This is a genomic window from Gemmatimonadaceae bacterium, from assembly GCA_037721215.1.
Classification (GTDB): domain Bacteria; phylum Gemmatimonadota; class Gemmatimonadetes; order Gemmatimonadales; family Gemmatimonadaceae; genus UBA4720.
Genome location: JBBJNV010000012.1, coordinates 59,037 through 78,764, shown reverse-complemented (window position 1 = coordinate 78,764; position 19,728 = coordinate 59,037). Strand labels below are relative to the sequence as shown.

The following is a 19,728-nucleotide window of genomic DNA, read 5'->3' as shown; positions in this document are numbered from 1 at the left end:
ATTGCTCCCTGCATGATTTTTAAAGTGCGGTGCCGGTCCTCCTTAAGCCAGTGACCAGAATTCCGAGGGCAAAGATCGGGGCCATGAATTCGATCCACCCTGCTTTTGAATGGGGCCAGGAGCTGCATAATCGAGCCACCCGAAACGGCCATTCACTCGCCGAATGGCGAGAACACTACGTGCGCCAGCTCGTGAGTGCCAAGTATTACTCCCGAGAGCAGGCTCCAGTGTTCATTGTTGTGCACGTGCCTCAACGCTGTGACGACGAAGTACGTGAGCGCAAGGGCGCGCCAAGCGACAGCGGGGCGTAATCTCGGCGCTGGGTTTCGTTCGTCGTGCGTCATCGAGTGTCTGACGATGGCAAACTGCACGGCACACATTCGACGTTTTGAAGCTCAGTCTAATCGCGATCACGCTCGTCACGTGGTTGTCGACTACCAGCCTTTATTTGGGGCAAGATAGCCATGACCAGAGGGAATTTCTGCCGGTGGAAGCTTGACGTGATGCTGGGGCTTTACGACTGTTGAGAAGTAGTACTGGCCTGCCGGCAACGAATCAGCCAGCACAAAGTTGGCTCTGCTGTTCATAGTAAAGCTGTCGGCGAACCCTGGAGGAATATTCACCCAAAGCTTCATGTCCACGCAGCCGCTGCGGGCCTTGCGCGAGTCCCATACTGGCCTGCGTCGCGCGGCAGATCGGTACACAACGAGAGCCAAAGGGCATGCGTTTCGCGAACCTTGCAAGGCTTCGGTTCTCAGGTTGGTTATGAAGAGGGTCGTGAAGATCATGCGTCTCAGGCCCACAACTGGTACTGTAGATTCGACTACTGATGTGCGTGCTTCGTAGCGGATTCCGTCAACATCTACGATCCCGACGGGATCGTCCTTTTTGTCGCTTTGGCAAACTGAGCCGAACAGGGCCAACACGCCAATCGATGTAAGCTTGAACACCTTCACCGTTAGAAACCGGCGATTCTCCACGGCCCGAAGCTCAATTCGTAAGGGATGTCATCATACCAGCTTGCCAAGGCACTTCCAACATTGCCCCAGTGGATACCCACGAGTGCAACATTGCTAGTCCCGTCATAGATGAATACCGGCGCTCCACTATCGCCGGGATCGCTGCCATAGGTGGTCTTCAACTGGCAAAGAAGAATAAGAGCACCGTCCGGGTAAGGCGCTTGATCCCAACAACCGCTGATCACTTCGCCGTAAGTCCAGCCCGTGGTTACCCCTATCTTATCCACAATCGTGCCAACTCCGGGATATCCAATACCGGTAACCGTGAATTGAGGGTTGTCGTCATCTATGAGCGTTGACCCCCACTGCGGGTCGCGGAATCCGGTGCGAGCTACTTTCGCGCCTGCCGAGACTACGCCGGCATCGTAGTGAACAAGGGCCGCATCGCTGTATCGGCACCGCGCACCGAGCGGGCAAAATGATACCGACTGAGAAAACTGCTTGTCCGAAATCTCTACCCCGATCCTATCAGGCGAACCTTGAAAAAACACTGTGGAATCCAGAAGCCCAAATGTTCTCGTGCAGTGAGAATTCGTGACGAAGCCCCGGTACGCGTAGGTGCCGCCAGGCTTCGAGAATTTGACGTTGAATCCCAATGTGCACCCACCGGAGTTAGCCCATACCTCGATTCCGCCCTTCTTCGCAGGGAAGTAGTCATCCAATCTTACGTCGAATCGGGCTCGCGGTGATACTTCGTATTTGACGACTTCCAAAGGTACGCCGAGCCCCGGGAGCGCGGAACTAATGCTAGCTGCATCATCTGAGGTCGTCACCGCGAGGGTAATGCGATTTTGCCTTTGGTCAATGCCGAGACCATGTAACTTCGGGAATGTTACGAACAAATTCCTGAGTGATTGGCGCCACTTGACCGAGCCCGCCGTGATAGTGTATCTATAGAGATACGTGCGCTCAATCGCTAATCTGTCCGACTACGCTATTGACGAGCGCCTGCACGGCGGAAATAGGAGCGATGGGCGAACTAAACAACCCGCAATGGGGCCACAGCCGTGACAGGCAAGAGACATTCTGAGGCCAAATATCGACCGCGCCACGCAGATGCAAACGAGCCTCTCAAGCGATCGTACAACGCTGGCCATCATCGCGGATCCTCCAAGGCTGAGTCGATACCCATAGTTTTGTAAAAAAGTTTTGTAAAAAAAATCGTTTTCTCTGCCAAGTTTTGTAAAAAAAATCGTTTTCTCTGCCAACCATGGGGCCGATCAAATGGATTTTTCCCTGGCAATCTCCGCAAAGCGAGCGGCGCGCGCGCTTATCCCGCTCACATGTGCGCCTTGGGTCGCGTGCAACGATTCGTCTGCACCGGTTCAGCCGGAACCCAAACGAGCGTCGTCAACCGTCGTAAGCGAACAACCAGCTCGATGGCATCGCACTAGCGACGACGAGTTCGAATACCTAGAGACTCGAATTCCAGGTTTTGGGGGCTATTATCTTAATGCAGCAGGCCAGTTGGAAGGTTATCTGACTGACCCGGCGAAGGCTTCCAGTGCGAAACGCATTTTGATCGAAGAACTGGCTGGGAGAACATTCCGGACGCGGTTCGGACGAGCCGACGTCAGCCTCCTTTCTTTCAAGCCTGCACGCTACTCTTTCTCACAGTTGCGCAAGTGGCGCCAAGCAGTAAACTCGCTGGCCTCATCAATTCCCGGGCTTGCCTCAACCGATGTCGATCAAGTGCAGAATCGAGTCCGGGTTGGCGTGGCGGACGCAGCAGCCGCTGCAAACTGGCGCGAAGCGCTCAAAGCGCTCCTGCCCGATGCGGCGCTTGAAATAGCTGTAGTGGGAATGCCGACGAATCTGCTTATGCTGACTGACCGCGCCCCGGTTAAGCAGGGCGGCTTCGAGATTCAATTCGTGAAATCGACCGACCCAGGGAATGTCCGCCGATGCACGCTTGGTTTCAATGCCCGTCGGCACGGGTATACGGCCCAGTATTTTGTAACGAATTCGCATTGCACCAGTATATTTTTAGGCCCTGATGGAACTCAGTTTTACCAAAACTTGTATCAGCAGCCCGACTTTGTGGGCAGCGAAGCGGTAGATCCGCCGTATTTCACAAATGCTTCGGACCCCCTCTGTCCGGCTGGGCTGATGTGTCGATTCAGTGACGCGGCTCTGGTTGAATACCCGCAGTTCCTGCCTGTGGACCAAGGATACCTTGCGCGTACCCAGTTTGCGCATCCCACTAACGGGTCGAAGACGATTGACAACACTTACTCGTCGTTCCCTATTTCTGGATATGCGATGTATCCGACAGTGGGGAGTGCAGCGGAGAAAATCGGGCGAAGCACCGGTTGGACATATGGCGACGTCACCTACGATTGCGTAGATCTTCCCTCTGGGACACTAGGTTACTGGATGATTTGTCAAAGTGTGGCTACCATGGGATCGACGAGCGGCGATAGTGGTTCCCCGGTTTTCGTTGCTGAGAATTTCGATACTGGACCCGTTTCGCTCCTCGGAATTCTGTGGGGTGCTAGCAGCACCGACGGTTCTTTCTTCAGCCCCATGGCTGGAATAGCAGAGGATCTTGGGGGCCAGTTAATTGTTAGGTAAAGCTGCGGAAGCAATAGGGTTGGTGCTTATTACAAGCCAATCTTGTTTATGGCCTGCGGCAAGCCCGGTTGCTCCTGCAGTAAGCCGGCTTGTTTGCGAGACCGGCTACGACTCTCTGCCAAGATCGTTTTCGGTTGTTCCTGCTCGGATCAAGTCGGGCGAGAGGGTGACACTGCGTTTTAAGGTTTTCAATCCTTGCTCGCGTGTTCTACCACTACATGCTTACGGCGATTGGCCCTTCTACGCGGCAGTTTTAGACAAAAATGAAACTGAGGTTTGGGCTCCTTTCCGGGTTGTGCGGAACTTGGAAGAGGTGATACTCGATTTAAAGCCAGGCGAAACCAAGTGCTTCGAGCGTGAGTGGGCAACCTCCGACACGCGCGGAGTACCGTTAGAGCCGGGAAAGTACCAGCTTAGAGCGGCGCTTACAACGGAGGGACTGTATTCTGCTGGCAAAGTTGTGAACTTCGTAGTGCTAGAGTCTAACGTGGAAAGAAAGAAACACTATCCGCCATTTGAAGGTGCCTTGGCTTGGCGAATGTGCCCTTAACAACTTATGGAGGGGCATTTCAGGACGACGGACGTGACGGGTAGGGTAGTGCTTCCTGAAGGGATGGAGATGGTGATGCCGGGCGACAAAGGCAACGATATCAATTGGGAACGCCGGACACGAACAAGCGTATTCATCCTACTACCTTGGCCTGGTCGAGCGATCGGGGATTGGCTATGTTAGGCTTCTCCTACCGTCAGGACGACGCATCAACCTAACGGTGGCCAGCACAGTTTTGCCACCTGAGCCCGCGGAGTATGTCGTCGCAAGCCTGCGTTCCGGGACCGAGGTCGTGTGTGAGATTGAACGGGTATCGGCTCTACAGATTGCTGTAAGCTACTCACCTGGTAACAGCCCCCAGATGCGGTAGACTCCCTAGCCCAAGAAGGAAATCGCTCGCCCGCGCACTGCAAAAGTTCTAACGGGGCATCGCCGGTCAAACGAATACCAGCATAGCCTTCCCATTGTATGGTTCAGTCCGGCGCGGCAGATGATGTGAGTTGAATAGTTGGGGCCAAAGTACAGTGCGTAGACTCGCGTCAATGCGGTCATACGAACGGCTGCGGCCAATCCACATCGTAGCGTCGAACCGGTACGCGACGGGGTCAGCTGTGAAGCCGGGCCAGAACCCTAAGACGCCTAATGCACCACATTAGAGCAGGTTGGATGCAAGCTCGTCCGATTACGGCGCAGCAAATTCTGAAACGTATCAATAAACCGAATGAGACGTTGGCGACACTACACTAGTGTAGTGCGTCACAATACATTGACGCCTGCTGTGGATCGTGAGAACGTCTTGAATGGCGATCTCCGAGGCCCTGCATCCGAAATACATCTCGAATCCGCTCACGTCACTCACCTGCTCCGAGCTTCTTAGGGCGCCGACGCACGAACGACACGGATGATCACCTCGGTTGTGGAGCCCGCAACCGCCGAAGCTGGGTTGACTTGACCAGGCGACAGAGGGGCGCAAGTAACCTGAGCCAAAGGTTGACGTTGACAGTGTGCTGACACGTTCCTTACTTTTTTGCATCCATTCAACCGACCGGCGTAGCGCCGGCAGACCAAGGGAGGAGCGATGAGATGTCACCGAGCAGCGTTGCCAGTGTTCATGATCGGGCTTGTTGGAATTCTCGGTTGCGTAGAACCCATACAAGTTACAGACGAGACGATCCGACGCGATTCACAGGTATTGAACGAGGGGACATCCGAGCGGCAGGCGCTAACCGTCATCACGCGAGCTGTTGCGCTCGCTCTTCGCGACGCGGACTTCAGAAACGAGATAAAACTTTCCATGAAAGGTTCCGTTTAAGGAGCACAAACTCGAGCTCCGTGGCTATTTTACCGCGAAGGTGCTCAATTCAGTTGCCGCCGCTTCTGGACAGACCGCGTCTCAGCTGGCAGCCGCTATCCAACTTGTTCGGCCACTTGAATTGTACATGCCGGTCGCGGCACACAGGTCCACATGGACGGGCGGTGGTGAGATCCTTGTAGCGTCCCAGCTCGAGGATAGCAGTGGGATAGTCGCATTTAACGTCAACGGCGCGCCGGTTGCAGTTGCGCGAGACATTCCCCCTTCGGTTGCAACGGTTTCGATTGTCCCGATGGAGACTCGATTCGACAAACCGCTCGACTTGAATGAATGGGAAGATGCCGATGATCTTAATGGAAGGGCTATCGGGACGCGTGTTCGCCGGTCTGTCCTGAAGCCAAGAATGGTGGAAGAATGTGGAGATAGTTGCGGCGGCGGCGGTGGGAGCACTCAAACGCCAGGATATTACATGACTTTCTCCCGAATTGTTGATCGTTATGAACCATGGACGAAAGGCGACCCGGAAATCGAGTTACACTTTCATGGGCCAACGGACGCTGGAAACTCCCAATATGGTGCAGACCTCTCTTGTTCTGGTGAGTATGCCCTGCCTGAAAAGACCTTCAATCAGGACAATGCGTTCTGGAACGGATCGGTGCTGCTTTTTAACCAGTCCGAAGCGGATGCCTTCGCTGCTCAGTTTCCGGACGGACACCATGTCATCGCGTGGGAAGACGACGATACCGCGTGTCTAATTAAGAGTGACAAGGAATCGCTCAGTGAGATTCTTATCACCGCCGCAGGTGCGGTCGGCGGTGCGGCATTGAAGACGGGTGGCATCCCCGGCGGCCTTCCATTTGCAGTGGGGATATTCCTTGCAACCATTTTCCAAGATGCAAACTGGCTGTTATCGAATGATGATATTCTCGGCGTCTACGTTCCTGCCAGTGCCAGAGGCGATTCTTGGAGCGACGCGAACTATACATTGGAGAGAAACGGTCAAATAAATGGCAGAGCGATGATAGTAAAGCGCTAATTGAGCGTTTCTCGACAGTCTGCATTCTGGTTAACGTCAACCAAATGAAACGGGAGGCTTGTGAAAAAGACAACCTTATTGCCAATCTTCGCTTTATTCATTGCGATTCCGGGGTCCGCGCAGATGTCTGATGGTGGCTCAAGCCTGCTAACGAAAAACAACTTAAACGCACCGCAAGCTTGCGACTACGACCGTTGTGCGCTGCGCTTTACGTTGCGAATGGGTAGTTGGCGCGTAGTGCAGGGGGCTGACGATCGAAAGGTTGGTGAATTTACCCTTTTTACGGGCACTGACCTTTCATCGCTCATGACGAGTGTCCCCGAAGCTGCCGACGAAGCTCGGCGCTTTAAGCGCAGCCATCGCGCCTCATCATCAGCGCTTTGGGGTGGAGCGGTCGTTAGTGTAATTGGGATCGGCATCTCCGTGGCGAATCACGGCAACAATTTGGCCTTGGGAGCCGCAGTCGCAGGCGTAGCTGTGTCCACCTACGGCGGGTGGCGGCATAGCAAAAGCTTTGATCTGTTAAGTCGTTCGATATGGCTCTATAATCGATCACTCGGACGGTAGTGCCGTGCTTTAAAAGAAAAGAGACGGCCAGAGCTCCCGGCCAACTCGCGCGGCCTCCCTGACTCGACGGTTGCGGTAGATCCGTACAACACGAGCGAGAATTCCACTACGAAATACGCGTGGAACGCAGTCTGGAATCAGCCGGACAGTGTCATTCGCCCTATGGGTGAGCGGACGCGAACGTTCTACCAAACCACCCGACCGATTGTCGATTCCATGCGGACGGGTTCAGATGCCGCGCGGCGCGTGAAGTTCACGTACACTGCCGACAATCAGGTGAGAGGCGTCACGGAGCCTGGATTATTGCCCGACTCGGTGACATACGACGTACTCGGCAATACATCGCGCACCTGGACTCCCATGGGGCGCGCAGCGACCACACCTTATTTCACCGAGTTCCTGAAGGATGCGATCGGACGTGATACCGTTGTGGCCACCGCAGACACAACCGGTCGCACGCGTATCGCCTACGACGCAGCCGATCGTATGATTGGGACCGAAAGTTACGGACCCCCTCGGCCGTATTCGCTGCCGCTCAGCGCGTCGTTCGCGCCGGACACCGCGGTTGTCGGTGAGCTCCTCAAAACCGACAGCAGTGCCTACGATGCTGAGGGCAATCTGGTTTCCAAGCGGGCTCTCTCGTCTGTGGGCGAGGTTCAGCTCGATGAGCGTCTGACATATGATGCTGCTGGACGACTGAGAAAACGCCGGGTCGGAACTGGCCCCGACAGCATGGTTTACGATCCTGCGGGCAACCTCATCAGCGCCAAACATCGGAGCGGCGCGTGGGTGACGCAGTCTTACAACGTGCTCAACCGTCTGACCACCCGCGTGGTCCCGGAAGTCATGCATCCACGGCAACGCTGCGAGAATCTCCCGGTCGGACCGATTACATGCCTTATGGTTTTCCCTTATTACCCGAACTCCGGCGAGAGCCTTCGCATTCCCGCCGACACGGCGCGATTGGTCTACGACTCGTTCGGGAATATGACGCAGGCTAGTAACCTCTACGCGAGGGTGAGGCGCACGTATTATCGCGGAGGCGCGCTCAGGACCGATACCACCGGGATCGGCGGCAACTCCAACCCGCTTGTCGATGCTGCGACCTCAGGGCAGCAGCATACGTATGATCTTTCCGGCAGGCGCACCTTGATGCAGTGAGGGTCAAAAACCAGGTCGCTGCGAGCCAGCTTCTTCCCCGACAGTAGAATGCTGCCCTGCGCAAACAGGTATCCGGCATCAACAAACACGGCAATCCGGTCCATTTCGGGTCCCATTGCTTAATAAAAAGGGCTCCCGAAGGAGCCCTCTAGTAGGCCGCCCCATTAATCGTACGTAGTCGGGGCGACAAAGGAAGTATTGGTGCTTGCCATGTGTTTGTCAAGACTGCTTGAAAAAGCAAGTTCAGCTGGCATTAGGACAATCAACCTAACAGCAAGGTAACAACTCGGAAATTCCTGGCAGAAATCAGTGAGGCAATCCGAGACTCCCCCTGCTTGGCAAAAAATCGATAACAAATCTGTACCCTACGATTCGTTGTGCCGTGCGGAAAAGCGGCCTACGATCTGGTTTCGAAACCAAGTATTGAAAAAGAACAAGTAGAGTAAAGCACCGAAATCGCCCAGCATGACGAGGGACTTTCGACCTTCGAGGGCGTGATTCGAAAGCTCGAGAAGCAGCGCAAAGACCCCCAGCGTTGTCGCAAAACCGCCTGCCAGCATCCCCATGCTATTCTCTCCACGGCCTACAACGCCGGGCCACCCTCTAATGAATCGAATTTGAAATGCCTTGGCGAAGGCGTATATCAGGGTCAGCAACAGAATAGCGTGGCTTATGGCTAGAGCGACTTCATCCGTTAGAAATTCCAGCAAGATCGTCTCCGGCTATACGTAGTTACGTTGCCTGTCGCAGAATGTAATTTGAGTGCAGTGGTAACGCTTTTTACTCCTTCTCACCCCGTAAAGGGGCCGCACCCGTTTTCTTCAAAAAAACTATACAATCCTCTCGATTGACAAGCGGTAGTGGCCACATTGGCAGCAGGAATGCTACGTTTGCTAAAGAAGAAACCCTCACTGTTTAAAAGCGCAGGCGAGACGTCGAGCTGAGGTCTTGCGCTGACGTCCTTGCATTTACGTAATGCTCAGGCGGGGTAGCGGTTAGGCGCGCTGTTCTGCACCGCCATAGCAGGTAGGTGGTTGAAGCACCTTCTCAATCGCCGAACGCGCGCCCCATCCTGAGAGGAATCCCGGCATTTTATGTTGTTCGGCAGGCGACAGAGAATCTCCCGCGTGAGGAACCCCAAAGCCTCCGCGCAAGCGCCTAACGAAGACGGTAAGAAAAAAGCACCGTTAAGCAGCGTCGGTATGCACTGCCTGTTCATGCAAACCGGTCCACTACCGTTGGGGCCGACATTGCGACGAAAACGCGTACTGTCTCGCCCGCCTTCGCCTTGAGTGCATCCGCGTGGCGCGAGCTTCCCTCGCACAAAGGTTTCGCAACGCGCAGCGTGGCTTTCGATCTATCGTTGATTCCAAGCGGAAGGTATATCCTGAAACTCGATGCGCCGCCGCCGGGCTGGAGCCCTGTGAGCAGCTCGAGGGTGATCGACGTTCGCTAGCTGGTGCTTGACCCTGGCCGCCGCGGCGAGCTATCTGGACAACATCGGAATGGATGACGTGCTGAGGCATGAACAACGCCTCGTGGCGGATGCGTACGCGCGGCTCAGCGAGATAGATGATGAACGCGTCTACGGCCCTCCGCCGCCCTACCGAAGCGGAGTGATCAGCTTCACCCTGGGCGATGTACATCCACACGATCTTGCAACCATCCTCGACGCTGACGACATCTGCATTCGCGCTGGCAATCACTGCGCACAACCGCTGATGAGGCGCCTCGACGTCCCGGCGACAGCGCGCGCATCGTTCTATGTCTACAACGATGAATCAGATACCGACGCTCTCATCGAAGGCGTACTGAAAGCGCGGGAGATATTCGGCCATGCCGCTCTCTGACCGCGCTGCGCAGGTTGCCGGGTTATACCAGGAGATGATCCTGGATCACTACCGCCGCCCGCGCAACAAAGGCGATCTCGCCGGCGCCGATGCATCGGTAACAATGAAAAATCCGCTCTGCGGCGATGAGATCGTGCTTAACGTTGCGTTCGATGGCGACACAATACGCGACCTCACCTTTTCCGGCCGTGGTTGTTCGATATCGCAAGCTTCGGCGTCAATGATGACTCAGCTAATCAAGGGTCAGAGCACAGCCGAGATCGACGCGCTGAAAACGCGGTTTCGGGCGATGGTGATGGGCGATGCCACGGCTGCCGACGACACGACACTCGGCTCCCTGCGGGCGCTGAGCGGCGTAGCGAAATTTCCCGCGCGAGTTAAGTGTGCGCTGCTGGCGTGGAACGCGCTTGAAACGGTGTTGGAGCGGCGGCAAGCCTAATGCCCACGGTCGCTGGCCTCGCGAGACCTGGTATCCCATTGGTCTCAGGACTATCGCTGAAATTGAATTGGCGAAGAACGTGCTGGCGGTCTTGTCCGGCTCACCTCAGTGTTTCGACGCTCGCGCTGGTGCTAACAGCGCGGACGCTGAGACCAGTGGGGGCGACTCGATCGAAACCCCCAAGCGGGTAGTGAGGGCCCCGATTGCTTTCCCAAGCGGTGCGCCGCGTGCAACTCCCGTCAAGCCCCCAGCGTTAGCAGTCAGTTGCGAGATGCGGGTAGTGCGACTCTGTCAAGAATGACATCGAGGATGCCGAGCCAGCAGAACTAAAGCTGATTGGTGGGCACGGGCGAAGCCCATCAAAGGGCGCGACAGAACGGCGGTTCGTCTCCGCGCGACTGATGGATTGCCGGGCAGCGGATGCGTTATCTCCTCGAAGCGCGCGACGCCGCGTTGGGCTCATGGCGCCGCCTCCAGTGCCGGGCTTAGAAGTGGTGGTGCGACGCCGCGCGCGCCTTGTGCTCCCCTAGACCCGCCGGGGCCCCCCGCCGACAGCGCATTTGCCCTCACGCTCGCGCCGAGGCTGGAGAAGGAGCGCTGCGAGTGGACGAATATTTCGTCGCTGCTCGACGCCGTCCGGCGTAAGCGGTACACAGCGGTTGACTGCGGAGAGCGCGAAGACATCTCCGGGCGCGCGTGGCGGTTTGCCAATCCGTTTCACACGGTTCCCAGTCTAGCACTACAACGACAGTGGATTATTGGCCAACACGGCGAATATGGCTCACGCCTTGCGTCTCCCGAAAAGTCGACCATGATGTCTCAGAACATGGGTTGCGGGACTGGCTGCACCGGCTAAGGCTGGATTCGGCAGAGTTTTTTGACTTCAGGAGAAACGATGGCTATTTCGCGTAGTCGCGCCGGTCTCTTTGCAATGCTGTGCGGCATCGCCGGCTGCATCGACGGAGGTCCGGCGGGCCCAAGCTCAACCTCGGACAATGTACCATCCGCACAAACTGAGATTCCCGTACAAACTGAGATTCTGCTGAAGGGGCTGCCAGGCGAGAAAAAGTTCAATGCTCTAGCGCAGCAGATCTCGGGATTCGGTGGTTACTACACCGATGGCAACGCGAATCTGCACGTGGTTCTAACCGACCTCTCCCAAACCGATCTTGCAAAGAACGCTGTACAGCAAGTGTTCGCCGGCCTTGGGCCTAGCGCGCATTTCCGAGGCGCAGGCGGCCGCGCCATCATCATTCATCAAGGCGTTTTCACATTTCGCCAGTTAGATGCTTGGCGCGACGCGCTATTCCGGTCTGGCGCCGCCGCTGGAGTACTTCATGCCATCGACTTAGATGAAGGGCAAAATCGTATCGTAGCGGGGGCGCCAAGTGCGGCCGCAGCGACGCGTCTCAGGGGAATCGCAGAGCAGCTTCAGCTCCCCGCCATGGCTTTGGAGATAAGGGTCGCGCCACCCGAGCGCGATCTCACCGACTCGTTGCGGGGATATGTAAGTCCTCACGCTGCGGGCTTAAAAATCGTCTCCTATAACGCCAACAAGGAATGTTCGTTGGGATTCAATACACTATCTGGACGATTTTTTGTTACGAACTCGCATTGTACACGGTATCGCGGCCAAGAGTACAGCAATCAAACGATCTTCTATCAACCGGATGCTGCACTCGGCACCGTTATCGGTCAAGAATCAGACGATCCCAGTTACTTTTCTGCGGAAGTGAATGAGGAGTGCCCCACCCCCCTCTCAGCCTGCCGTTACTCCGACGCTGCGCTATTTGTGTATTCGTCCTTCAGCGCACCCGGATCAGCTGGGCAGGGGCGTATTTGGCGCCCGCTTTATGCGGTGTCTGGCCCGACAGGGGACGGGCCAACGGAAATATCGGGTACTCTTACGATCACTGCGGAGGTCGATCGCGCGACGCAATTTCAGACACTTGATAAAGTCGGGGCCTCAACCGGCTGGACCTATGGTCCGGTCGTAAGTACATGCGTTAATTCGAGCGCCAACTCCTATTGGTACTTGTGCCAGGATGTCGTTAGCGCTGGTGCGGGCGCAGGTGATAGCGGCTCGCCGGTGTTCCAGTACACGTCGCCCATCTTCGACGAGGTCTCGTTATACGGAGTGTTGCGCGGGTATAGCAGCACGTTTGGCGGGTTTGTGTTCAGCCAGCTTGGGTCCATCCATCAAGAGTTGGGCTATCTTCCTGCGACGTCGTAAAATCAAAGATGATCCGCCGTCGCTCGGTCGTTGTGGCATTTTTGGTGATCCTTGCCTCTTCGATTTTAGCTTGTGGCTCGCAACAGGCGCCGCCGGCAGCGCAGACTGGTATCACACACGCGCCGGATCCGCTTTCTCCGGTAGTTGCAAGCGCGCCACTGTCGAAAGTGGCCAGGAACTCCCCGTTCTCGTACGCAATTCGTTTGGCGAAAAACGAGTTGCGTCTAGGGGACACCCTGCGAATGAGATTGGTAGTAGTGAACCATTCATCTGTTGTCGCTGAATTCACGCTCACCTCTTCGCCATCGGAGGGGTTTGATTTCTTTGCGAGCTCGGACAATTCGCGACCCGTGTGGAGCCATAGAGGAGGACGGGATCTCGATCTCAACGTCTACAGGATGTACGTGTCGCCCGGGGATTCAATAGTGTTCGCTTCGCAGTGGGATCTTCGCGACGTAAGAAGAATGGCGGTTCCACCCGGCAGGTACTGGATACGTGCCGAGTTCCCGAGCAAAATGTCGGCGCCTTGGATATTGCCGATACCCGTCATGGTTCGCGGTAGCTAAAGGAGTCCAATACCCACGCTGCAAGTTCACCCGGATGGCGGGCGGCGAAGTCCCGACTCGGGTCAAGCGCGCGCTGCTGGAGTGAAGTACTGACCGAAATCTCCCTTAAAGAAGCCGCCCATGAACTCTTCGAATGCCACACCCTTGGTATCCAGCTCAGTCCGGTCGAGCGAAATGCCTTCCAAGTGCTCCACGCAGTGGGCGAGGATCGGAGCTTCAATATTTAAGCGCTCGGTGAAGACGTCTGGCTCGCGAGCCTTCTCGGCGTCATATAGCTTGTTGATTCGAACGGCAAGTTCCGCAGCGGTCTCCCCATCCCTGCGCTGGAAAGCGTAAGGTTTTCCGTCGCCTCGATCCGGATCTTTCTCATCGCGGTGTTTGACGAAAATGATCTTGCAGAATTCGCCGAACGCGGCAATGGGGCTTCGTCGCCCTCCTTCCCATAGAGTTTGGTGGCATTTTCGTATGGCGCTACGTAGTTCTTCGCGCGGAACAGCGGCGAGGTCGCGTCCTGTCGTATTCTTGTAGAAACGCCATTCCGGTGGTTTGCCGTATCGCTTTGGGATGTCGGTGAGGTGATTCCGGTCTCGCTCACCTGGTGGAAATTTGTCAAATCGAAGGAGGCGCCTAGTTAGACCCGCGATAGCGCCCGCGTTTGGGGCTGCTAAACTGGCGCGATTGCCACAGGCTTGTTTGATCGACTGCGCAAACTCCGCATCGCTCACGTCGGAGCGTTTACACTCGAACACGAAATATGGAGACTTTAATTCAACGTCGTTGTAGATAACGAGGTCAGCGTAGTCGTTCGGGGTCCGACGAGGGACATTCACTTCGAACCGAATTCGCTCCGGAGGATACCCATACTTGTAGACTAGCTCCGCCCAAAACTCTGCCCTGACTTTCTCTTCGGGGTCGGCCCAGCGCTCGGAATGGTTCGCAACACTATACCTGATGCGCTCTTGTTTCCCCTCACCAGAAATTGTAGCCAGACCATCTACGATTGCGCGTTCTGTGTAAGTTCGGGGACGTATACCTGTCATCTGCCTCTGAGTACGGTGAAACTATAAAACTGCCTTGGGCCGCGATAAAGCGATGTGACCGGCAAAGATTGCTAACGCAGAAAGCCGAGCCGCTTTGATCTTAGGGAGGTATGAGATTACTGGCTAGGAGGACGAATGAAAAGGCTGTCAACGGAGTTGGCTTAAGGGTAGTGGATCAGTTTGAATCACTATTCATCAGGACTTCGATTTCTTCGGCCTCCCCCTACATGATCGGTCAGGCCTAACGCCATTGCCGGAGTCGTATGGATTCGCTTGACGGTTTTTGTTAAGCGTCTGGTGAGGGCGGCAGTAGTTGTAATCCGTAAAATGCAGGGCAACAGCGAACCTGTGATTCTCCCTCTTCTTTGAGAAGGCATTGGTCAGGCGGGTAAAGCAGCGAATCTGCGTCCGCATCGTTAGGTGCGGGCGTTCGACGTGTGACGTGATGACGTACTTCTCGTCGGGTCGCCCATTGCGGCCTTCCAGCTCTGTGTCTACTGGTCTGTTCGTTTCCTTCTCGTGGGTGGACGAGGGGGAGTGTTGGACAAACTCTGGGGAACACGCGCCAACGACGTAGACTCGGGAAGGGTCAAAACCGCTAAACAGCTCATTACAGCGATGGGCGATAGCGTTCCGAGCGATGCGCTGTTCATGACCGCGTTTGCCGAAGCGAGAGTCTCTGCGAACAACCTAGCGCGGTATTACTTGCGCGCTCTTGAGTTGCAGATAAAGGAAGAGAAGGAGCCTTCCTATGTGCCGGACAACGAAGAAACCGTAATCACCTTGGAACACGTGCTTCCGGAAAACCCGCAGGGGGATGGCTTACTATCGATCCGGAAACCGTGCAGCGTACTACAAGAAGTTAGGGAACTTGGTTCTCCTGAAGGCCAGCGACAATTCCAAGATTGGGAACGCCCCCTTTGCTGATAAGAAGCAACTGCTCAATAACAGCGCGTATGTACTGACTAAAGAAATTGGCGAGGCCAAGGTTTGGGGCATACAGCAAATCAGAGAACACCAGCTCCGCCTTGCAAAACTGGCCATCAAGACATGGCCGCTAACGGTTCAGTGCGGGTAGTCGAACAGGCCGCGGCGAGCAGGACGATAAAGTTAGCCGCGTGAATGCCGAACACGAACGATTCATGACAAGTGCTCCATTCGTGGTATTCCTGAACAGCCACGGGATACCGGTCGTATCCCGTGGCTCAGAAGTCAGAAGTTGAGTTCCGCACCCAACTGATATCTCCGCGCGTCGCTGACGATGCAATCCGGGGAACCGAAATCCTTGTCCTTACGGTTTCCAGTCTTGTAACAGCCGAAGTTGTCGCGGTTCAATGCATTGAAGGCATCCACCGTGAGCCCGAACGCCATTCCCGTGCGCCCGAAACTCAGGAAATCCTTCCGGAGTCGCAGGTCGACGTTCTGGTACGGGAACGTACCGGGAACCGTGAAGCCCCCACGCTGATAAGCGTTCTCAGTGGTGCCAACTCCACAGAACCGGCCGGGGCATCCAACGTCCTGCGTGAACTTGCCGCCGAGCGTGGCCAGTCCGGAGAACTGGATTCCAAAGAGATATGGTAAATCTGTAATCCAGTTAGCGACTACCCGCTGCCGCTCGTCGTTGGAAGGATGTTTCGGAATGCTGAGTGCGTTCGGGAACGAGAAATCATCGTTCAACCCGTCTGCACCTTGTATCGACCGGTTTGCATTGGTGTATGCAACGCCAAGTCCCCATCCAATTGCGTCCGGGGAAGACCGTCGATACGGCCTGTCGACCTGTATGAGAAGCGCGTCATACCAGGTTTTCTTGTCGTTTGTCGAGTAGATGAAGTTGCTAAACCCGTGATCCCGAATCGGAAAGTCGCGGCAGCAACGGCCTTCGGCGTTGAGACCGATGTTGGCCCAGTTGAGCACCATCTGGTCTTCTCCCTTGACGTTCGCATACGTCGCGGACATCACGAAGCTTCCCAGAACCTGACGGACGCCAATGTTCATCTGCTTTGAGCGCGGAACCTTGGCTTCGCTGTCGATCAGCCAGGCTTCCGGCTTTCCGGAAGACTTGACCAGTGCATCGAGCGTTGCCCGGTCGGCAGTAAGGTAGGAGTCAAGAAACGCCACCTGACCCGGTCCCGGTGCAACTCCTCTGGGCGCAAATCGGACTGTGAACTCCGGGTGGCTCAATTTGAGCTGCTCGTCCACCGCGTACAGATCGAACGGAATACGATCGTAGTAGATGCCCCAGCCGCCAAAGATTGTCGTCCGGCTGTTCTCATCCACGGCAAGTGAGAATCCAAGGCGCGGTTGAATGGCGCCGTAGAAGGGCTTGCGGTTGCTGCCGGTGCTGATGTAGCGGCTCAGATCGAGCGGAGTAATCAGCTGATTGTTGTAGCGCGTGAGGGTATCAACGACGTTCTGCGGCGTTACGTAATTGCGGTTCAGCATCTGCGACTCGTAGTCCCAGCGTACGCCGAGATTCAAGGTCAGCCGTGAGATTGGCGTCCAGTCGTCCTGCAGATAAACACCCAGCTGGTTGTTGTTGGTGTTGACTGTGCCGTCGCCCGTGCCGTATACCAGCTGAAACGGAGACCGGAAGCCGTAGTTGACTCCGCCCTCGATGTTGCTGTAAACGAACTCCGGTGTGCTTCGATTGTCCTTCAGGATGTCATACTTGACGAAATCGAAATTCGCACCGGCTTTGAGAATGTGCTCGCCGCCGAGCTGCAGGCCGGAATACGTGATATCGTCGCGGATTCCGAGACGCTTCTGGATATAGTCCTGCCTGCTGAGATTGCTTCCAATTCGCGCGTCACCGTTTGGATAGAAGAACAATCGCGAAGCCATGCCGGGACTGGCAGGTTGCGGATTCCGCTGGAAGCGGGAATAGTCAATTTTGGCTTCGTTGAGCAGCGATCCGACAAAATAGTTGTACTTGAGCTGTCCAATGCTCACGTTCTGTTGGAAGTCAACCGCCGACTGGAAGGCAGTCGAGCCCCCGAAGTCCCGGATATCCGTTTCATTGCGATTGCTGAAGCTGAGCTCCGCCGAGGAGTTCTCGTTGATGGCGTTGGTGAGCTTTCCAAACAGCAACGTTTCGCGGAACGGAGATGTGAAGTTGCCGTTGTACTGCGTGAGATTGACGGAGTCGAGTGCCGCAAAGCCGGTAGGTGGAGTAGCGAAATTCACCCGGTTTGCCCGGTTCTGATAATTGCCTTCGTAGGAACCGAAAATGTGAATCTTGTCCTTGACGATCGGACCCCCGATGCTCAGGGCCGCCAGGCTGCGCCGGTATTCCGGCTTCCTGAACGTCTTAGGGGCGTTGTTCTTGTCACGGCGCTGGAAGGTATCGAGCCCAACCAGTCCCTGATTCTGGTAGCCGAAAAGAGCGTTGCCGCTCCAGACGTTGCCGCCCGACTTGGTCGTCGCCGTAATGATCGCGCTCGACGCTTTCTGATACTCGGCTTTGAAGTTCTGGCTGATAACGCGGTATTCCTTGATCGCATTCCGCGGGAAGGGGTTACCCCGGCTCGCGTCCTGGCCGGCTACGCCACCGGCAGTCAGATCGTTCTTGAGACTCGTCCCGTCAACGAAGAGGTTGACCGCGTTGGCTCCCTGGCCACCCGCCGAAAACGTTCTGAACTGACCGTTGACGCGATCTTCTGTGACCGTGATGCCGGGCGTCAATGCGGCCAGATCGAGAAAGTTGCGACTCGGTGTCGGTAGCTTTTCAATCTGTGCCTGCGTGACGTTCGTCGCGACTTCCGAGGTGCGGGTCTCAAACGAAGATTGCGCCTGCACCACAACGGCCTCGAGTTGAGCCGCCTGTTCGTTGATTGCGAAGTTCTGGATCTGGGTTGAGCCGATTTGCACTACCACGCGCCGGGTCTGGGGAGCGCTGCCGATTCGGCGAACCGTCATATCGTAGGTTGCCGGGCTGAGGCCGGCCAGAGTAAATGAGCCATCGGCACGACTGATGGCGCCGCGCTGCACTCCGGTTGCAGGATCCCTGACCTGGATCTGGGCGTCGCTGATGACGCTTCCGCCCGAGCTTATCACTCCGCGAATGGTTCCGGTCGTATTCTGCGCGGCAGCACTGGTGGCTGTCAGGGCAAGCATGCCCAGAACCGCGAGTGCGACCGTTCGAGAAAATCGTTGAAGCCTTAACCTGTCCCTGAACATTTAAGTCTCTCCAGTTGTTGTTGCGTTGTTTTCACCTATCGACGGCCTGCGACGGCCGGAACTCACTGCTTTGCCCGCGCCGCGCGAAGGCGGCGGACGCTCGGCGCATGGTGCGCCGCATGATCGTCGCACGACGAGCTCCGTGGATACGCGCTCCCGACGCCGTTTGTGCTCGTTCTTGTGCGTGATTCCGTGGAGCAGGATCCCGACTGCCCGAGCCCCCAGGTCCGAGATAGGCACTCGCACCGACGAAAGCGGCGGGTCCATATAGCGCGCCAGCGGGATGTCGTCGAAACCCGCGATTGCCATGTCTTCGGGAATGCGGATGCGCGACTCGCGAAGTGCACTCAGTGCTCCGATCGCCATCGAATCATTGGCCGCGAAAATCGCGGTGGGCCGCATGGGCAGCGCGAGCAATGTCACCGCGGCTGCGTATCCTCCGGCCTCGGTGAACCCGCCATAGATCTCGAGCGCTCGCTCGGGAGCGATGCCTGCCTCGCGCAGTGCCATGCGATATCCTCTCAGTCGCTCAGCGGCATCATAATTTCCGATCGCGCCTTTGATGATTGCAATCCGCCGGTGGCCAAGTGAGACGAGGTGCCCGACTATCTCTCTCGCCCCTTTGCAGTTCTCGATGATCACCGAGTCAACCGTGTGTCCCTTTGAATCGGAGCAGAGCAGTACGACGGGCAGGTTGAGCGGAAAGTTGAGGAGCGACTCGGCGTCGATGTCAGGTGACATGAGCAGCACGCCGTCAACGCGACCACGCATGGCGCGCATGGCTTCCTCGAGCTCGGAGCGACCTTCGCATGAGCGCGAGACGAGTATGTGGTAACCGCTCCGCCGGGCCGCGAGATCGATTCCCCGTAGCAATTCGGAGAAAAATTCGCCGTAGAGATCGGGGAGCAGAACGCCGAGGGTGTTCGTACGGCTGGTGATGAGGCTGCGTGCTCCACGGTGGGGGGCGTAACGCAGCAGCGCAGCGGCGGCTCTCACCCGGCGGGCGGTTTCATCGCGCACGGCATCCACGCCGTTGAAGACGCGGGAAACGGTAGCTATCGATACGGATGCTTCGCGTGCAACGTCTTTTATGGTTGCCATCGCCCCACGGGTTGACGAACAGGCCAGAATGTAATCGTTTACATCGAAACGCAACAGAAGAGTTTTCAATCCGTTTCTCGGCGAACGAAACAATGTGCCCTTGT

The 19,728-nt window shown here is 56.2% G+C and carries 17 protein-coding genes and 2 pseudogenes; 12 read left to right on the top strand and 7 right to left on the bottom strand.

Features of this window, described 5'->3' with window-relative positions; all coding sequences use genetic code 11:
- The first annotated feature begins 83 nt into the window (after positions 1 to 83).
- Positions 84 to 311 carry a hypothetical protein gene (locus WKF55_08270; GenBank protein ID MEJ7759575.1) on the top strand — a complete coding sequence of 76 codons (228 nt, stop codon included), beginning with the start codon at positions 84 to 86 and terminating at the stop codon, positions 309 to 311.
- Positions 312 to 434: 123 nt separating this feature from the next.
- Here WKF55_08270 and WKF55_08265 read toward each other — a convergent pair whose 3' ends face one another.
- Positions 435 to 956 carry a hypothetical protein gene (locus WKF55_08265; GenBank protein ID MEJ7759574.1) on the bottom strand — a complete coding sequence of 174 codons (522 nt, stop codon included), beginning with the start codon at positions 954 to 956 and terminating at the stop codon, positions 435 to 437.
- Between the two features lie 2 nt (positions 957 to 958).
- Positions 959 to 1,732: a hypothetical protein gene (locus WKF55_08260; protein MEJ7759573.1), complete on the bottom strand. Its 774-nt coding sequence runs from the start codon at positions 1,730 to 1,732 to the stop codon at positions 959 to 961.
- Between the two features lie 511 nt (positions 1,733 to 2,243).
- Here WKF55_08260 and WKF55_08255 point away from each other — a divergent pair.
- From WKF55_08255 to WKF55_08230, 6 genes and pseudogenes are all read left to right on the top strand, one after another.
- Complete coding sequence (locus tag WKF55_08255) at positions 2,244 to 3,593, top strand: hypothetical protein (GenBank protein MEJ7759572.1); 1,350 nt, start codon at positions 2,244 to 2,246, stop codon at positions 3,591 to 3,593.
- 559 nt (positions 3,594 to 4,152) lie between these two features.
- Positions 4,153 to 4,230: pseudogene (locus WKF55_08250) on the top strand (hypothetical protein).
- A gap of 991 nt (positions 4,231 to 5,221) precedes the next feature.
- Entirely contained in the window at positions 5,222 to 5,455 is a 234-nt protein-coding gene (locus tag WKF55_08245; protein MEJ7759571.1) for a hypothetical protein, read from the top strand.
- A 292-nt stretch (positions 5,456 to 5,747) separates the two neighbouring features.
- Positions 5,748 to 6,491 carry a hypothetical protein gene (locus tag WKF55_08240; protein MEJ7759570.1) on the top strand — a complete coding sequence of 248 codons (744 nt, stop codon included), beginning with the start codon at positions 5,748 to 5,750 and terminating at the stop codon, positions 6,489 to 6,491.
- Between the two features lie 60 nt (positions 6,492 to 6,551).
- Positions 6,552 to 7,058 (top strand): hypothetical protein, encoded by a 507-nt coding sequence (locus tag WKF55_08235; GenBank protein MEJ7759569.1) that lies wholly within the window; start codon positions 6,552 to 6,554, stop codon positions 7,056 to 7,058.
- Between the two features lie 216 nt (positions 7,059 to 7,274).
- Positions 7,275 to 8,219, top strand: coding sequence for a hypothetical protein (locus tag WKF55_08230; GenBank protein MEJ7759568.1), 945 nt, complete (start codon positions 7,275 to 7,277; stop codon positions 8,217 to 8,219).
- Between the two features lie 365 nt (positions 8,220 to 8,584).
- Here WKF55_08230 and WKF55_08225 read toward each other — a convergent pair whose 3' ends face one another.
- Positions 8,585 to 8,929, bottom strand: coding sequence for a hypothetical protein (locus WKF55_08225; GenBank protein MEJ7759567.1), 345 nt, complete (start codon positions 8,927 to 8,929; stop codon positions 8,585 to 8,587).
- A 753-nt stretch (positions 8,930 to 9,682) separates the two neighbouring features.
- Here WKF55_08225 and WKF55_08220 point away from each other — a divergent pair.
- From WKF55_08220 to WKF55_08205, 4 genes are all read left to right on the top strand, one after another.
- Positions 9,683 to 10,069, top strand: coding sequence for an aminotransferase class V-fold PLP-dependent enzyme (locus tag WKF55_08220; GenBank protein ID MEJ7759566.1), 387 nt, complete (start codon positions 9,683 to 9,685; stop codon positions 10,067 to 10,069).
- Entirely contained in the window at positions 10,056 to 10,508 is a 453-nt protein-coding gene (gene sufU, locus WKF55_08215) for a Fe-S cluster assembly sulfur transfer protein SufU (GenBank protein MEJ7759565.1), read from the top strand. Before WKF55_08220 ends, sufU begins: the two co-directional genes overlap by 14 nt.
- A gap of 895 nt (positions 10,509 to 11,403) precedes the next feature.
- Positions 11,404 to 12,741 (top strand): hypothetical protein, encoded by a 1,338-nt coding sequence (locus tag WKF55_08210; protein ID MEJ7759564.1) that lies wholly within the window; start codon positions 11,404 to 11,406, stop codon positions 12,739 to 12,741.
- An 8-nt stretch (positions 12,742 to 12,749) separates the two neighbouring features.
- Positions 12,750 to 13,307 carry a BsuPI-related putative proteinase inhibitor gene (locus tag WKF55_08205; protein MEJ7759563.1) on the top strand — a complete coding sequence of 186 codons (558 nt, stop codon included), beginning with the start codon at positions 12,750 to 12,752 and terminating at the stop codon, positions 13,305 to 13,307.
- Between the two features lie 62 nt (positions 13,308 to 13,369).
- On the opposite strand, the gene WKF55_08200 is transcribed toward WKF55_08205, so the two are convergent.
- A complete protein-coding gene (locus tag WKF55_08200) occupies positions 13,370 to 14,347 on the bottom strand; it encodes a type I restriction enzyme HsdR N-terminal domain-containing protein (GenBank protein MEJ7759562.1) in 978 nt (325 codons plus the stop codon).
- A gap of 188 nt (positions 14,348 to 14,535) precedes the next feature.
- A pseudogene (locus WKF55_08195) lies at positions 14,536 to 14,797 on the bottom strand (hypothetical protein).
- 168 nt (positions 14,798 to 14,965) lie between these two features.
- Between WKF55_08195 and WKF55_08190 the strand changes: the two are divergent.
- Entirely contained in the window at positions 14,966 to 15,274 is a 309-nt protein-coding gene (locus WKF55_08190) for a hypothetical protein (GenBank protein ID MEJ7759561.1), read from the top strand.
- A gap of 285 nt (positions 15,275 to 15,559) precedes the next feature.
- Here WKF55_08190 and WKF55_08185 read toward each other — a convergent pair whose 3' ends face one another.
- On the bottom strand, positions 15,560 to 18,523 hold the full coding sequence (locus WKF55_08185; protein ID MEJ7759560.1) for a carboxypeptidase regulatory-like domain-containing protein: 2,964 nt from the start codon (positions 18,521 to 18,523) through the stop codon (positions 15,560 to 15,562).
- Positions 18,524 to 19,624, bottom strand: coding sequence for a LacI family DNA-binding transcriptional regulator (locus WKF55_08180; GenBank protein ID MEJ7759559.1), 1,101 nt, complete (start codon positions 19,622 to 19,624; stop codon positions 18,524 to 18,526).
- Positions 19,625 to 19,728: the final 104 nt, after the last annotated feature.

What these genes read in the sequence shown, in the direction of transcription:
- WKF55_08245 (MEJ7759571.1), top strand. Translation starts at nt 5,222, where the DNA reads ATGAGATGTCACCGAGCAGCGTTGCCAGTGTTCATGATCGGGCTTGTT.
- sufU (MEJ7759565.1), top strand. Translation starts at nt 10,056, where the DNA reads ATGCCGCTCTCTGACCGCGCTGCGCAGGTTGCCGGGTTATACCAGGAG.
- WKF55_08240 (MEJ7759570.1), top strand. Translation starts at nt 5,748, where the DNA reads ATGGAGACTCGATTCGACAAACCGCTCGACTTGAATGAATGGGAAGAT.
- WKF55_08205 (MEJ7759563.1), top strand. Translation starts at nt 12,750, where the DNA reads ATGATCCGCCGTCGCTCGGTCGTTGTGGCATTTTTGGTGATCCTTGCC.
- WKF55_08210 (MEJ7759564.1), top strand. Translation starts at nt 11,404, where the DNA reads ATGGCTATTTCGCGTAGTCGCGCCGGTCTCTTTGCAATGCTGTGCGGC.
- WKF55_08200 (MEJ7759562.1), bottom strand. Translation starts at nt 14,347, where the DNA reads ATGACAGGTATACGTCCCCGAACTTACACAGAACGCGCAATCGTAGAT.
- WKF55_08270 (MEJ7759575.1), top strand. Translation starts at nt 84, where the DNA reads ATGAATTCGATCCACCCTGCTTTTGAATGGGGCCAGGAGCTGCATAAT.
- WKF55_08185 (MEJ7759560.1), bottom strand. Translation starts at nt 18,523, where the DNA reads ATGTTCAGGGACAGGTTAAGGCTTCAACGATTTTCTCGAACGGTCGCA.
- WKF55_08180 (MEJ7759559.1), bottom strand. Translation starts at nt 19,624, where the DNA reads ATGGCAACCATAAAAGACGTTGCACGCGAAGCATCCGTATCGATAGCT.
- WKF55_08190 (MEJ7759561.1), top strand. Translation starts at nt 14,966, where the DNA reads ATGGGCGATAGCGTTCCGAGCGATGCGCTGTTCATGACCGCGTTTGCC.
- WKF55_08230 (MEJ7759568.1), top strand. Translation starts at nt 7,275, where the DNA reads ATGCGGACGGGTTCAGATGCCGCGCGGCGCGTGAAGTTCACGTACACT.
- WKF55_08255 (MEJ7759572.1), top strand. Translation starts at nt 2,244, where the DNA reads ATGGATTTTTCCCTGGCAATCTCCGCAAAGCGAGCGGCGCGCGCGCTT.